The 13932-nt window shown below is 36.5% G+C and carries 17 protein-coding genes; 1 reads left to right on the top strand and 16 read right to left on the bottom strand.

Features of this window, described 5'->3' with window-relative positions; all coding sequences use genetic code 11:
• Position 1: 1 nt before the first annotated feature.
• The 10 genes from minD to mobB form a co-directional block, all read right to left on the bottom strand.
• A complete protein-coding gene (gene minD / locus acear_RS03030; RefSeq protein ID WP_013277550.1) occupies positions 2 to 796 on the bottom strand; it encodes a septum site-determining protein MinD in 795 nt (264 codons plus the stop codon).
• Positions 797 to 821: 25 nt separating this feature from the next.
• A complete protein-coding gene (locus acear_RS12285) occupies positions 822 to 1457 on the bottom strand; it encodes a septum site-determining protein MinC (RefSeq protein ID WP_013277549.1) in 636 nt (211 codons plus the stop codon).
• A 91-nt stretch (positions 1458 to 1548) separates the two neighbouring features.
• Positions 1549 to 3372, bottom strand: coding sequence for a penicillin-binding protein 2 (gene mrdA, locus acear_RS03020; RefSeq protein WP_013277548.1), 1824 nt, complete (start codon positions 3370 to 3372; stop codon positions 1549 to 1551).
• A 29-nt stretch (positions 3373 to 3401) separates the two neighbouring features.
• Complete coding sequence (gene mreD / locus acear_RS03015) at positions 3402 to 3884, bottom strand: rod shape-determining protein MreD (protein ID WP_013277547.1); 483 nt, start codon at positions 3882 to 3884, stop codon at positions 3402 to 3404.
• Between the two features lie 17 nt (positions 3885 to 3901).
• The gene (mreC, locus tag acear_RS03010) at positions 3902 to 4732 is read right to left on the bottom strand and encodes a rod shape-determining protein MreC (RefSeq protein WP_013277546.1); all 831 of its coding nucleotides are present in this window, start codon (positions 4730 to 4732) and stop codon (positions 3902 to 3904) included.
• 43 nt (positions 4733 to 4775) lie between these two features.
• Positions 4776 to 5822 (bottom strand): rod shape-determining protein, encoded by a 1047-nt coding sequence (locus acear_RS03005; protein ID WP_013277545.1) that lies wholly within the window; start codon positions 5820 to 5822, stop codon positions 4776 to 4778.
• A gap of 25 nt (positions 5823 to 5847) precedes the next feature.
• Positions 5848 to 6537, bottom strand: a complete 690-nt coding sequence (radC, locus tag acear_RS03000; protein WP_013277544.1) for a RadC family protein — start codon at positions 6535 to 6537, stop codon at positions 5848 to 5850.
• 21 nt (positions 6538 to 6558) lie between these two features.
• The gene (locus acear_RS02995; protein WP_013277543.1) at positions 6559 to 7134 is read right to left on the bottom strand and encodes a Maf family protein; all 576 of its coding nucleotides are present in this window, start codon (positions 7132 to 7134) and stop codon (positions 6559 to 6561) included.
• Between the two features lie 51 nt (positions 7135 to 7185).
• Complete coding sequence (locus acear_RS02990; RefSeq protein WP_013277542.1) at positions 7186 to 7713, bottom strand: Gx transporter family protein; 528 nt, start codon at positions 7711 to 7713, stop codon at positions 7186 to 7188.
• 59 nt (positions 7714 to 7772) lie between these two features.
• Complete coding sequence (gene mobB / locus acear_RS02985) at positions 7773 to 8267, bottom strand: molybdopterin-guanine dinucleotide biosynthesis protein B (protein ID WP_013277541.1); 495 nt, start codon at positions 8265 to 8267, stop codon at positions 7773 to 7775.
• A gap of 175 nt (positions 8268 to 8442) precedes the next feature.
• Here mobB and acear_RS02980 point away from each other — a divergent pair, with 175 nt between their 5' ends.
• Positions 8443 to 8676: a hypothetical protein gene (locus acear_RS02980; RefSeq protein ID WP_013277540.1), complete on the top strand. Its 234-nt coding sequence runs from the start codon at positions 8443 to 8445 to the stop codon at positions 8674 to 8676.
• A gap of 60 nt (positions 8677 to 8736) precedes the next feature.
• Here acear_RS02980 and mobA read toward each other — a convergent pair whose 3' ends face one another.
• The 6 genes from mobA to hemB all read right to left on the bottom strand — a co-directional run bounded on the left by mobA (position 8737) and on the right by hemB (position 13906).
• The gene (mobA, locus tag acear_RS02975; protein ID WP_013277539.1) at positions 8737 to 9345 is read right to left on the bottom strand and encodes a molybdenum cofactor guanylyltransferase; all 609 of its coding nucleotides are present in this window, start codon (positions 9343 to 9345) and stop codon (positions 8737 to 8739) included.
• 13 nt (positions 9346 to 9358) lie between these two features.
• Complete coding sequence (locus tag acear_RS02970; RefSeq protein ID WP_013277538.1) at positions 9359 to 10384, bottom strand: FAD:protein FMN transferase; 1026 nt, start codon at positions 10382 to 10384, stop codon at positions 9359 to 9361.
• Between the two features lie 231 nt (positions 10385 to 10615).
• On the bottom strand, positions 10616 to 11911 hold the full coding sequence (hemL, locus tag acear_RS02965; RefSeq protein ID WP_041667474.1) for a glutamate-1-semialdehyde 2,1-aminomutase: 1296 nt from the start codon (positions 11909 to 11911) through the stop codon (positions 10616 to 10618).
• Positions 11912 to 11940: 29 nt separating this feature from the next.
• On the bottom strand, positions 11941 to 12426 hold the full coding sequence (ahbB, locus tag acear_RS02960; RefSeq protein ID WP_013277536.1) for a siroheme decarboxylase subunit beta: 486 nt from the start codon (positions 12424 to 12426) through the stop codon (positions 11941 to 11943).
• Entirely contained in the window at positions 12426 to 12893 is a 468-nt protein-coding gene (gene ahbA / locus acear_RS02955; protein ID WP_013277535.1) for a siroheme decarboxylase subunit alpha, read from the bottom strand. The genes ahbB and ahbA overlap by 1 nt, the downstream gene beginning before the upstream one ends.
• A gap of 35 nt (positions 12894 to 12928) precedes the next feature.
• Complete coding sequence (gene hemB, locus acear_RS02950; protein WP_013277534.1) at positions 12929 to 13906, bottom strand: porphobilinogen synthase; 978 nt, start codon at positions 13904 to 13906, stop codon at positions 12929 to 12931.
• Positions 13907 to 13932: the final 26 nt, after the last annotated feature.

Genomic DNA, 13932 nt, shown 5'->3' with positions numbered 1-13932 from the left:
ATTATCCCAGACCGATAATCCGTTTAAATCTATCCATAAAACTTTCATCCAGCGACATCAAAGGCACATTCTCCCCTGTAATTCTATGTACAATATTCTCAAAAGCCTGTCCAGCTTTCGTTTTACCACCAGATAGAATAATCGGCTCTCCTTTATTAGTAGAAACTACAATCTGTTCATCATCAGGTACTACTCCCAATAATTTGATGGCTAAAATTTCAATCATATCATCAATATCCATCATATCTCCTTTTTTAACCATATCCATTCTCATCCGATTGATAATTACTTCTGGTTCTTTGATACCTTCAGCTTCCAGCATACCTATAATCCGGTCAGCATCTCTAATAGCCGACACTTCAGGAGTAGTAACGATTATACCCTCATCTACTCCTGCAATAGCATTCTTAAATCCCTGTTCAATTCCTGCTGGTGAATCAACTAATACATAATCAAAATCCTGTTTCAAACGGTTACATAATTCTTCCATTTGATCAGGAGCTACTGCTGTTTTATCCCTCGTTTGGGCAGCAGGTAGCAGACATAAACTATCATACCTCTTATCTTTAATTAAAGCCTGCTCTAACCTACACTGCTCTTCTACAACATTAACTATATCATAGACAATTCTATTCTCTAATCCCAATACTACATCCAAATTCCTCAAACCAATATCAGCATCTATGAGAACTACTTCATTGCCTAATTTAGCCAATCCAGTTCCTAAATTAGCAGCAGTAGTAGTCTTACCTACTCCCCCTTTACCTGAGGTAATTACTATTGCTTTTCCGTCCATAAAGCTGTCCCCCTCACTAAATTTATTAATTCTTTAATTCTTTAATTAAGATAGCTCCGTCCTTAATTAATGCAATTTCTGGCCTATCAGCATAATCTGTAGAATAATTAACCTCACCATCAGGAGCTCTAGAAATCTTATTCCCGATTCTTAACTGTAGCGGCTGCAGCCGAAAGGCAATAATTGTTGATTCCTCTCTCCCGCTAGCTCCAGCATGGCCTATACCACGAAAAATTCCCATCACTAATATATCACCAGTAGCTGTTACCTCGGCTCCTGGATTGACATCTCCTTTAATAACTACATTGCCTTCATATGTAATTGATTGACCAGACCGCAGTGTCCGGTTCAATAATAAGGTAGGTAATTCTGAATCCTCTTTAACTTCTTCTGTTTTCTGATCCAGAATACTATTGCTAACTATCTCTATAACTGATAAGCCCTGTAATGAATTGAATATTTCGACTAATTGGTTCTTTTCTTCTTTATTTAACTTACGATTATTAAGCTCAATTCTAAGGTTGGAATTTATAAAAAAGCCTTTAGCTTTAATAACCTTTTCTTTTAATTGCTCAATTAAATGCTGAAAATCTAACTCATCATCCAATGTAATAACTAAACTTCCTTCATCCCATCTAAAATTAACTCCCTCATCCTGCATAATCTACTAGCCTCCTGAACACAAGAGAACACTGTTGCTATTTATTTATTATTTCACCAAAAAAATTACATTTCCTTTTTTAAAATAAGAATTATTTAACTAAATAATCCTCTAGAATTTGCCGAGCTATAGGTAAAGTATTTCTACTGGAGCTGCCGTATTCAATAAATACTACAATAGCTATCTGCGGATTATCCACTGGTGCATAACCAGCAAACCAAGCATGATTGCTTCTATTAGAATTAGTCTGAGCAGTGCCGGTCTTTCCGGCTACTGTAATGGATAAATCTTCAAAAAAAGAACCGGCAGTCCCATAAGTAGTAACTCCTTCCATTCCAGTTTGTAGAATCTCAAGAGTAGAATCAGAAACTGATAATTCATTTAATATCTGTGGTTTATAATCCTTGACTACTTGATTCTGATGTCCGACAATCCTATCTACAATCTGCGGTGAATAGATCGTACCTCCATTAGCAATAGCAGAAATGAGATTGGCCAGTTGAATCGGTGTGGTCTTTAGATTTCCCTGGCCAATGGCTAAATTAATTGTATAACCAGGAAGCCAGACTTTATTAATATGCTTTGTAAAGTGTTCTTCTCTCCAAGCAGGACTAGGTACTAATCCATCTTTTTCATTAGGTAAATCGATTCCTGTCTTTTTTCCTAAACCATATTCTTTAGCATATTCCTGCAGAAGATTCTTATCCTGTTTATATAACTTATGTCCCAGTTCATAAAAAACAGTATTATTAGAAAAAGCAATAGCATCAATAAAATCAAGATTTCCCTGGCCTCCCGTAAGCCAATTTTTAAACTTTGTATCTGCTACCTGATAATAGCCTGGATCATAAAATTCGCTATCAGCAGTTACACCTAATTCTTCAATTGCTGCTGTGCCCGTAACTAACTTAAAGATAGAACCTGAAGGCGGCGTCCTGCTAATTGCTCTATTAAGCAGCGGACGCTGTGGATCACTATTGAGTTTCTTCCAATTCTTACTGGAAATCCCTCCAGAAAAGAGGGAAAGATCATAATTAGGAGCACTACTTAAGGCAAGTACCTCTCCTGTATTCGGATCTAAAGCTACTACTGCTCCTCCTGTGGGAGGTTCTGGTATTTCATCATCCTCTTTTGCTTTATTCTGTAATCTCTCCAATCCATCTTTAAGATGCTGCTGTACGATCTTCTGTAATTCAGAATCAATATTTAAAATCAGATCATTACCAGAAGTTGGCTGCTTAATACCTAAAGTCTGTTTCTTCTGTCCTAAACTATTGACTTCAAGCTGTTTCTTACCATCATTACCGCGCAGATATTCCTCATATTCCAGTTCAAGCCCGGTCTTACCTATAATATCATTTACCTTATAGCCTGAATCTTGATACCTTTCCAGTTGGGCTGCTGAAATTTCTCCTACATAACCGAGAAAATGGCTTCCTAATTGATCATAGACATAATCCCGAACAGGAATCTTATTAATTATCACTCCCGGCAGTTCACTCTTGTTTTCCTCCAGGATAACTAACTCTCTTTGGCTGATATCTCTTTTTAATACAACAGATTTACTATCAACATCCCCGTTTACTTTCGCTTCTAATTCATCAATTCCCATATCTAAAAACCGGCTTAACTTTTCTAAAGTAGCTTCTAATTCATTATTAATCTTATCAGGAAGAATGGAAACAGTATAAGCCAATCGGTTCGAAACCAGTATTTTACCATCTTTAGACTTAATCTTTCCTCTAGGAGCCTTAATTTCCCGAACATGAATCCGGTTACCATTAGCTAACTTTTGGTATTTATTTCCGGAAAGAATCTGTAAAAAGAAGAGCCTTCCAGCCAGAATCATAAAGAGAATAACTATTATAATTCTCAAGTATCTTAACCGCTGATTAAATTTATCTTTCTTTGCCAATTTAAGCTGCCTCCTAGAAAGAAATTATCTTACTGATACTTCTGATTAATATAATAGATGGCTGGATAAATAAATAATGACAATAAAACATGATAACCTATCAAAGGACCTACAGCCTTTTTAAACTGCATCAAGAACCTAGACTCCAATACAATATTTTTATTCAAAAAAATAATCAAAGACTGGTTCAAAAAGGTTGTGATTCCAACTAAGAATCCCGGCAGCAGAACATTCCCTGAATAAACTTTACCTTTAAAGAATCCACAGATATAGCCAAAAGTTAATTTAGTGATTATATTAACTCCAAATAACCCACTGGAAAATAATTCTTGTAAAAGCCCTGCTATAAATCCTATATAGGCCCCACGCCGATAACCATTTAGTAAAGCCAGACTAATCACTACAATCAAAAGCAAATCTGGAGTTATTCCCCAGATCGGATTAAAAGCAAATATGGTAATCTGTAAAATCAACGCAGTTAATATCAATAAAAAATAGATCAAATACCTCATTTACCTGCCTCCTGCAGCTAAAAATCAGTAATTACTAATACTTCCTCGAAAGTATTTAAATCAACAAATGGCTCTAAAATAGCTAACCTTGTTAACCCGTGATCATCCGGCTTAACTTCTTTTACATCACCAATTATAATTCCTTTCGGATAAGTATCCGACAAACCAGAAGTTATTACTTGATCACCAGCTTTAACCTCAGCATTCCAAGGTAAGCGTTTCATCTTCAATTCTTTTTTTTGGCTTATAGCTCCATTTATAATTCCGACTTCTCGGGAATCCTCTTTAGCTACCAAACCGCTAATAGTAAAGTTAGGATCACTAAGTAATAAAACCTGAGCATTATAGGCAGTAACCTTCTCTACTCTCCCTACCAAATAGCCGTTATAAGTAACAACCAACATCTTAGATTCTAATCCTGAATTGCGTCCACGATTAATAGTTATCAGCCGGGACCAATTATCAGCACTTTTAGTAATTACTTTAGCTCCTATAACTTCAAAAGGAACTCGGGACTTGAAACTTAATAAATCCCGCAGCCTAGCATTCTCCTTGACTACTTCTTTTAGCTGATGAACCTTCCATTCTAAACTTTTTACTTCTTTTTTTAATCTGGCATTCTCTTGCTTAACTTTATTGTAATTAAGGATAACATTAAACGTATCACTTACTTCAGAATTAATTAAATCTATTCCTCCAGCCAAGGAAGCAATAGCATCAATAACAATCCCCTGCCCCCAATCACTATCAGAAAAAACGCTATCCACTAAGTTTGCTAAACTCAAAATTAGAACTAAAATTACCAAGACAAGAATAAATTTCTGATGTCTGCGAAAGAATGAACCCAATCATATCACCTGCTTTAGAGATTACTACTGCTTTAAATTACTACTAGGATAGACGTTTAGGGCTAATTAAAACATCTCGTAAGCTATTCAACTCATCCAATACTTTACTAGTTCCTTCTACAACACAGTGGAGCGGATCTTCAGCTAAATAGACCGGCATACCTGTTTCCTCACATAACAGCTGATCTAGACCGGTCAATAAAGCACCTCCACCGGCCATAATAATACCGCGATCCATAATATCTGCTGATAATTCCGGTGGTGTCCTCTCCAAGGTATCTGTAACTGCTTTAACGATATTAAAAACAGGTTCTTCTAGAGCCTCTATAATTTCATTAGAAGTTACTGTAATTGTCTTGGGAAGACCATTAACTAAATCCCGTCCTCTAATATCTATTTCTTCCTCCTCTCCTTCCTCAACAGAATAAACCGATCCGATATCCATCTTAACTGATTCGGCTGTTCTTTCCCCTATCGTTAAATTATATTTACTCTTAATATGGTTTACAATCGCTTCATCCATCTCATCACCGCCAACCCGGATAGACTTCTTAGTAACAATTCCACCTAATGAAATAACTGCAACCTCTGTAGTACCACCGCCGATATCAACTACCATATTTCCGGTTGGTTCATCAACAGGTAAACCAGCACCTATAGCTGCCGCCATTGGCTCCTCAATTAAATAAGCTTCTCTGGCTCCCGCCTGCAAGGCAGCATCAATTACCGCTCTTTTTTCTACTTCTGTTACACCAGAAGGTACACAGACAATAATTCTCGGTCTAACCAGTCTTCTCCGTTTATGTGCTTTAGTAATAAAATGTCGCAACATCTTTTCAGTAATTTCAAAATTAGCAATAACTCCATCCTTCATGGGACGAATAGCTACTATATTACCAGGAGTTCGCCCAATCATATCTTTGGCATCTTCTCCAACTTTTAAAACCTCATTACTATCCTTTCTAATAGCTACTACAGAAGGTTCAGTAATTAAAACCCCTTTACCTTTTACATAGACCAATGTATTAGCAGTTCCTAAATCAATTCCCATATCTCGTGAAAATGGTGCAGTTAAAAAGTCCAGTACCATTATTCTTTTCCCCTTTCTGCCAAACTTATTTAAAGTATCCTTTTTCTTTAAGACTAATATAATCTTTATTCCCAATAACTAAATGATCTAAAACTTCAATTCCTAGTATCTTTCCTGCTTTCTTTATTCGTTGAGTAATATCAATATCTTCTTTACTCGGTTCCGGATTACCGCTAGGATGATTATGGGCCAGAATTACTGCTGCACTGCTGCGCCTAATAGCAGGCTTAAATACTTCACGAGGATGGACTATCGAATTACTTAAACTTCCAATAGAAATATCCTCGATTGAAATGATCTCATTTTTAGTATTTAACAGTAAAGTTACAAAATGTTCTTTTTCAAGAAAGGACAGTCTTGCTAACAATAGATTAGCCACATCTTGAGGAGAAGTTATTATCTCTTTAGTCTCTTGATTAGCCAATCTAATCCGCCGCCCTAACTCTACAGTAGCACTAATCTGAGCTGCTTTTGCTAATCCCACCCCTTTTACTTCCTGCAGTTCTTCTACACTCAAATCACCTATAAACTTCAAACCACCTGTATGAGTCAATAACTTATTGGCTAATTCTATAGCAGTATCGCTCTGACTCCCGGTTCTAATAATTAAAGCCAACAATTCAGCTGTAGACATAGCCTTAGTACCAAACTTACAGAGCTTCTCTCTTGGCCGTTCTTCTTTCGGTAGATCCTTAATTGTTAAATTATAATCCACTTTAGTCCTCACCAGCCTCTTTCAGACTATTTGATATCCCAAGTCTTTACAGATCATAACCAGCTTTGTTACCGGTAGCCCAACAACATTAGTATAGGACCCTTTAATTCCTGTTACAAAAATGGCCCCTCTCTCTTGGATACCATATCCGCCTGCTTTATCCATAGGTTCGCCAGTAGAAATATAGTCTGAAATCTCTTGTCCACTAAACTCTCTCATCTCTACTTCAGTTATCTTATAATCTATCCTCGTTGTAGAATTTTCAATATCTATAACTGCTAATCCAGTAATTACTTGATGACAGCTACCGCTTAATTTAGATAACATTGCATAGGCTTCATCATCAGATTCAGGCTTCCCTAAAACCTGGCCGTGATGAACAACGACAGTATCAGCCCCAATTACTAAACCCTTATCCAACTTATTAGCTACATCTCTACTTTTAGCAGCTGCTAACTGTTGAACTAAATTTATAGCAGCTTGTCCATCAAACTTACTCTCATCTACACTACTGGGCTGAACAATAAATTCTACTCCAATCTGGTCCAACAACTGGCTTCTTCTAGGCGAAGCCGAAGCCAATACTATCTTCGCCATCAAGACCCCTCCAACTGATAATCTGCTATCATTGTAATCAATTCGTTATCTTTAATTAAATTCCTGGTTTAATTTAAAATTTAACCTCAAATGTTCTTCTAGATAAATCACAGTTAATCCGATAAATATTCCTGTGGGTAGGGAAAAGAATAGTAGATAAGGCAAATAATAAAATATCCCCCAGTTATCTATAATCAAATAAGCAGTCATAATCTGCCCAACATTATGAACAATAGCTCCTGCTAAACTGATTCCAACTAAACTAAACTTATCACCCAAATATTTATGAAGTATTAACATTATTCCAAAGCTTAAAAGACCACCGGCTAAACTCAAATAGAAATTAATAGTCATAAAAGTTCCTAACAGAAATGATGAAATAATAATCCGCAGCAGCAAAACCTTAATTCCAGCTTGATAACCAAATAAAACTAAAGCCAATAAGACCATCGCATTAGCCAGACCCAGTTTAGCTCCTGGTATAATAACTGACATAGGAATTAAAGTTTCAACTAAATGAAGCACAACTGCTATAGCAGAAAGTAAAGCTAAATAAAGATAAGTCTTAACTTCAGTCATATTTTACCTTCTTTCTTTATTATAACAGAAAATCTAAATAATAATTATAATCAATTCAATTACTTTAGTACCTCTTCTTCTATTAAATCAGCAGCTTTTATTAGTTGGCTAACCAAAAAACCTCCTTCAACATCTTCATTATTTCTGATAATAGTTAAGACATTACTATCTTCCTTAGCAAATAGAGGCTGATCAAACTTAGCCGGCCGAAAGATTTCAATTTTTGGTTTATCACCGGTCTTATATCCTTCAGTTATTACTAAATCAATATCCTTATTATTTATATAATTCTGAACTAAAGTATCTAAACCAATCTCCTGGTCTAATTCTTTAATCATAGCCATCTTAGTCTGTGAAGACAGAATAACTGTTTGAGCGCCTGCTTTTCGATGCTGCCAGCTATCCTTACCAGGCTTATCTATTTTAAAGTTATGGGCATCATGTTTAATTGTTGCTACTTTATATCCTCTAGCCTTCATTTCGGGAATAAGCCTCTCTAAAAAAGTAGTCTTTCCTGAACCTGAATTACCGACAATTGAAACTACTGGTAACATTATACCACCACCTATTAAGATTCTAAACTAAGGATTACATAATGAACTTCTCTATGTCTAAAGTAAATTCCTGTGTAAAATTTAATAAAGTATTTAATAAAATTGTTAATTTATCCTTGATAAGCAGGTATTTTATAATGAATGAAGAAAAAAAGATTTACAGGAGGGAATTAAGATGGATCTAAAAGACGGATTAGAAGAATCACTTGAAGATTTATCCAAAAAAGAGTTAAGGGAGCTGTTAGAAAAGAAACAAGACTTATATGATGAGGTTAAAGAAGAAATGGAGTTCACCCTTAAAAATGCCGGCCATCATCTGCCAGGGAATACTCGAGATAATTATGAAAGAGAACTGCAGATGATAGAACAGGAAATAGATAAAATTCAAACTGCTTTAGATAAAAAATAACTAATTTCCCATAAAAAACTGCGTCTAAGCTATTTTAGACGCAGTTTTTTATGGGTACTCTTAGTCAAGTTCTTCTTTATTCATTTTAGTCAATATTTCTAATGCTTGTCTATAATCTTTTCGTGTATTAATATTAAAAAAAGTATATAAGTTCGGGTCAAATCTCTCAACTTCAGTCTGCTCTATATATCTGACATCTACATCATCCCACTCCCAAAACTCTATAATCTTAAATTTTTCTCTTCTAACTGCTTTTTCAATTTTAGGGAGACATTGCTTACTATAAACTGCATGTAATGGTTCTAAGTGGCCCTCTACCCTAGGCACAAGTATATCTTCTACTGACTGATTTAACATATACCTTATTAAATCTAAATTTAAAAAAGGCATATCACAGGAAACTATAAAATTATTCTCTGTCCTACTAGCCTCTAATCCAGCATGGATTCCGCTTAAAGGACCTTGATGTTCAAACTTATCCAGTACTATTTCTGCATCGTAATCCTGATATAATTCCTGGTTTTTAGTTACTATCAATACTTCAGAAAAGATAGACTTTAAATTATCTACTATTCGGCCAATCATTGTAGTATCTCCAAACTCCATTAAGGGTTTATTTGCCCCTTCCATTCTAGAGCTTAAACCACCAGCAAGTATTATAGCTGACATAATATACCTCCCTTTAATCAACAATTAACTTTTTAAAGCCTTCACTCTGCCATTTATTAAGATCAGTAGTTATTAACATTCCTTCTATACTATCATCTTCTTGAATATAAGCTTTAGCTTCATCAAAACCTAAAATAAATAAAGCTGTTGAAAGAATATCTGCCTTAAATGATGAATCAGCAACTATAGTTACACTAGCCAACCCTCGGGCCGGATATCCAGTATTTGGATCCAATATATGATGATACCGACGTCCTTCTTCCATAAAGTACCGTTCATAATCACCAGAAGTCACTACATTAGTCTCTTTAATTCCAATTATATTTGAATAATTATCCTCTGAATCTTTACTGGTATCTCTCGGATTCCTGATTCCTATCCGCCACTTATCTCCATTGGGTTTAGTTCCAATAGTTCTAATATTACCTCCAGCATTGATTAAAGCTGATTCAATATCAAACTTTTTTAAGACCTCTGCTGCTTGATCAACTATATATCCTTTAGCAACACCACCCAAATCAAGCTTCATTCCTGGTTCTGCCAGCATCACTGTCCTTTTATCTTCATTAATATTAATCTCTTTATAATTAACTAAATCAAGTCTTCGTTCTATCTTATTATCTGAAGGTACTGCAGGGTCTTCAGCTTTAAAATTCCATAAATCAATCACTGGAGCAACAGTAATATCAAACTTTCCATCTGTTAATCTTCCATACTCTTTAGCTGTTTTGATCATAACTAAAAGATCATCAGTAACCTCAACCGGTTTATTCCCTGCTCCATTATTAATCCTACTAATAATACTATTCTCATTATATCTAGTAGCCTCATCAGCAGTCTGACGCATAGCCTTCACAGCTGCTTGCCCTGCTTCTTTAGCTTCATTACCGGTTACTGTTAGCGAAACCATAGTGTCCATTAAGAATTCTTTAGTTTCATATTCTGGGGGAGAAGAAATAATTTTAAATGATGTTATAGTTCCTACTAATAAAATTAAAAGAATAATTAAGCTTAAACCTATCTTTTTTTTCTGCTGCATTAATTTCCACCTACCACATAAATAATTTAAATCATCAAAACTTAAATATGATTTTATCACTTAGAATAAAATATTACAAATATATAATTAGAATACTAACCTCGCAGCATCATGATACTGCGAGGTTAGTATTCTAACTTTCACAATCACACTTTATATTGCCTTCTATAATTTTCTCCCAATCACTAAGTACATTATGGAGCTAAAAATCATCTATTCAAGCAGCTTCTTTTATAGATTTTCCTTAACAGCTTTTAGAGCATTATAATTAGCTTCAATAGTCTTCTCTATATCTTTATCAGTATGGGCTAGAGACATGAAACCAGCCTCAAACTGTGAACAGCCTAAATAAACTCCTTCTTCTAACATCTTTCTAAAATATAAACTAAAGGCTTCAGTATCACAGGTCTGAACAGTAGAATAATCAACTACTTTCTGATCTGTAAAGAAGAGACTGAACATAGCCCCAACTCTGGATTGACAGTAGGGTAAATCGAGATCATTTAAATTATCCTTAAACCCTGCTGTTAGCTTAGCAGACTTCTCTTCTAATTCTTCATAAACTCCAGGCTCCTGTAATAATTTCAAAGTCTCTATCCCGGCTGCCATGGCTAAAGGATTTCCGGATAGAGTTCCAGCCTGATAAACCGGACCATCGGGAGCAATATGATCCATAATCTCCTCTTTACCGCCGTAAGCTCCAACAGGAAGGCCTCCGCCGATAATCTTACCTAAACAGGTTAAGTCAGGAGTTACTCCATATCGCTCTTGAACTCCTCCGTAAGCAACTCTAAAGCCGGTCATTACCTCATCGAAGACTAACAGCGATTCATACTCATCTGTAATCTCACGCAGACCTTCTAAATAACCCTCTTTAGGTTCAATAACCCCCATATTGCCGGTAACTGGTTCTAAAATAACTGCTGCAATATTATCACCATATTCAACAAAGATCTCTTCAATAGCTTCTAAGTCATTATAAGGAGCAGCAATTGTTTCCTGAGCAATACTTTCCGGAACACCGGGACTGCCGGGAATTCCTAAGGTAGTCACTCCAGAGCCGGCATCAATTAAAAGACTGTCTCCATGGCCATGATAACAACCGGTTAACTTAATAATCTTATCCTTACCAGTATAACCGCGGGCCAGGCGCAGAGCGCTCATTGTTGCTTCAGTACCGGAATTAACCATCCGCACCTTCTCAATCGAAGGAACAGCATCCACAACTAACTCAGCCATCTCTGTCTCCAGCTTAGTCGGTGTTCCAAAGCTAGTTCCCTTTGCTGCTTCTTGTTGAACAGTCTCGACTACCTGTGGATGTCCATGACCGACGATCATCGGTCCCCAGGAGCCGACATAATCAATATATTCATTGCCGTCTGCATCATACAGCTTCGAACCTTTAGCCTCCTCAATAAATACCGGTTCAGCATCTACTGCACTAAAAGCCCTAACTGGACTATTGACTCCACCTGGTATTACCTCTTTAGCATCTGCAAATAATTCTTTTGACTTACTAAAACTCATAATTTTATCTTCACCTCCATCTATTATCATTACTCTTCTTCACAAAAGTACTTCATGCTGACCTTCTTTAATTCCTCCGTACTATATAGAATAATATAATCTTCAATCCCTGTCTTCTGTGAAATATCCGCAGCTATTCTTTCTACCTGTTCCCTATTCCGACAGTGAATCATACTAAAGAGACTATAAGGCCAATCAGGATAAGTGGGCCGTTCATAAACATGACTGATTTCATCATAACCTGCCATTAATCCACCTATCTCTTCTCTCTTTTCTTCCGGTACAACCCAGGCCCCCATGCCATTAGCTGAATATCCTAATCTGCGGTGATAGAGAATAACTCCCATTCGCCTAAGCTGTCCTCTCTCTTTTAGTACCTCTAATCTTTCCAGTAATTCTTCTTCACTGATACCGATCCTTTCAGCAATCTGTTGGTAGGGACGTTCTTCTAACGACAGTTCTTCCTGCACCTCTCTAATAATAGCTTTATCCAATTCACTAAGCTGAACTGGCATCATGACTCCTCCTTATCCTGTTCAAGGTCGAGCTTTACACCTAATTTAAAGAAACGTTTAGCAGGAAGATTTCTTAAAACTTCAAGTCCATCTATTTGATGGATCTCTTCTAACTGCTCGTTCAATTTTTTCTGGGAAGGAGCAATTAAAGTAAACCAGAGATTAAACTCATGGTTACGTCGATAATTATGTGTCACTCCTCGATACTGATTAATTACTTCAGCTATTTCATAATATTTATCTTCCTTTACTTTACAGGCGGCTAGAGTGCTGACATAACCTAATTTTTTAGAATTGAAAATACCACCGATCCTGCGGATATAGCCCTCTTCTTTTAGGGACTGTAATCGGTTAATCACTTCCTTAGCTCCAATTCCAATCTCTTTTCCAATCTCCCTGTAAGGCCTTGGAGTAATCGGAAATCTATGCTGTGTTAAGTTTAACAGCTTCTTATCTATTTCATCCAATAATTTCTTACCCCCCTGATGCTCAACTCATCAGTCTATTTCTCCTTTAGCCAGCAAGCTATATCCTTAGCAAAATAAGTTAAAATTAAATCTGCTCCAGCCCGCTTCATACTAAGCATCATCTCTAAAACAACTTCTTGTTCATTAACCCAGCCCTTTTCAGCTGCTGCCTTGACTAATGAAAATTCTCCACTAACATTATAAGCTGCTACTGGATAATTAAATTCTTCCTTAATCTTTTGAATAATATCCAGATAAGAGAGGGCTGGCTTCACCATTACAATATCAGCGCCTTCTTCAATATCCAGAGCAGCCTCTTTGACTGCTTCTCTACTGTTGCCGGGGTCCATCTGATAAGAACACCGGTCTCCTTCATCTGGAGCTGAATGGGCAGCATCTCTAAAGGGACCATAAAAACTGGAAGCATACTTGGCTGAATAGGCCATAATCGGAGTATTATTAAAGCCACTGTCATCTAAAGCCTGGCGAATAGCTCCAACTCTGCCGTCCATCATATCTGATGGAGCTACCATATCAGCTCCAGCCTCTACATGGGAAACAGCCACCTTGGTCAATAGCTCTAACGTCGGATCATTCTTAACTCGACCATCTTCTAATACACCACAATGACCATGGTCTGTATATTGGCAGAGGCAGACATCAGTGATCACTAATAGATCAGAATACTCCTCTTTAATCCTTCGGCAGGCCCGCTGAACAATTCCATCCTCAGCCCAAGCTGTAGAGCCCCTTTCATCCTTGGACTCAGGAACTCCAAATAAAATAACTGCTTTAATACCTAACTCAACCAATCTATCAATCTCTTCTACTACTAAATCCAGAGACCAGTGGTAATTCCCCGGCATTGAAGGTATTTCTTCTTTAATATTTTCTCCATTAACTACAAATAATGGGTAAATTAAATCCTCAATACTTAATCCAGTCTCTCTAACCAAATCACGAAGATTATCATTTCTCAATCTCCTTGGACGTTTTATTAATTCCGAAAACATTCTACTCACTCTCCCTAATACTTATC

It is taken from the genome of Acetohalobium arabaticum DSM 5501, from assembly GCF_000144695.1.
GTDB lineage: Bacteria > Bacillota > Halanaerobiia > Halobacteroidales > Acetohalobiaceae > Acetohalobium > Acetohalobium arabaticum.
This window is presented reverse-complemented; position numbering and strand designations above follow the sequence as displayed.

What these genes read in the sequence shown, in the direction of transcription:
- minD (WP_013277550.1), bottom strand. Translation starts at nt 796, where the DNA reads ATGGACGGAAAAGCAATAGTAATTACCTCAGGTAAAGGGGGAGTAGGT.
- acear_RS02980 (WP_013277540.1), top strand. Translation starts at nt 8,443, where the DNA reads ATGGATCTAAAAGACGGATTAGAAGAATCACTTGAAGATTTATCCAAA.
- acear_RS02970 (WP_013277538.1), bottom strand. Translation starts at nt 10,384, where the DNA reads ATGCAGCAGAAAAAAAAGATAGGTTTAAGCTTAATTATTCTTTTAATT.
- mobB (WP_013277541.1), bottom strand. Translation starts at nt 8,267, where the DNA reads ATGTTACCAGTAGTTTCAATTGTCGGTAATTCAGGTTCAGGAAAGACT.
- acear_RS12285 (WP_013277549.1), bottom strand. Translation starts at nt 1,457, where the DNA reads ATGCAGGATGAGGGAGTTAATTTTAGATGGGATGAAGGAAGTTTAGTT.
- acear_RS02990 (WP_013277542.1), bottom strand. Translation starts at nt 7,713, where the DNA reads ATGACTGAAGTTAAGACTTATCTTTATTTAGCTTTACTTTCTGCTATA.
- hemB (WP_013277534.1), bottom strand. Translation starts at nt 13,906, where the DNA reads ATGTTTTCGGAATTAATAAAACGTCCAAGGAGATTGAGAAATGATAAT.
- hemL (WP_041667474.1), bottom strand. Translation starts at nt 11,911, where the DNA reads ATGAGTTTTAGTAAGTCAAAAGAATTATTTGCAGATGCTAAAGAGGTA.
- acear_RS02995 (WP_013277543.1), bottom strand. Translation starts at nt 7,134, where the DNA reads ATGGCGAAGATAGTATTGGCTTCGGCTTCGCCTAGAAGAAGCCAGTTG.
- ahbB (WP_013277536.1), bottom strand. Translation starts at nt 12,426, where the DNA reads ATGCCAGTTCAGCTTAGTGAATTGGATAAAGCTATTATTAGAGAGGTG.
- mreD (WP_013277547.1), bottom strand. Translation starts at nt 3,884, where the DNA reads ATGAGGTATTTGATCTATTTTTTATTGATATTAACTGCGTTGATTTTA.
- mobA (WP_013277539.1), bottom strand. Translation starts at nt 9,345, where the DNA reads ATGTCAGCTATAATACTTGCTGGTGGTTTAAGCTCTAGAATGGAAGGG.
- acear_RS03005 (WP_013277545.1), bottom strand. Translation starts at nt 5,822, where the DNA reads ATGGTACTGGACTTTTTAACTGCACCATTTTCACGAGATATGGGAATT.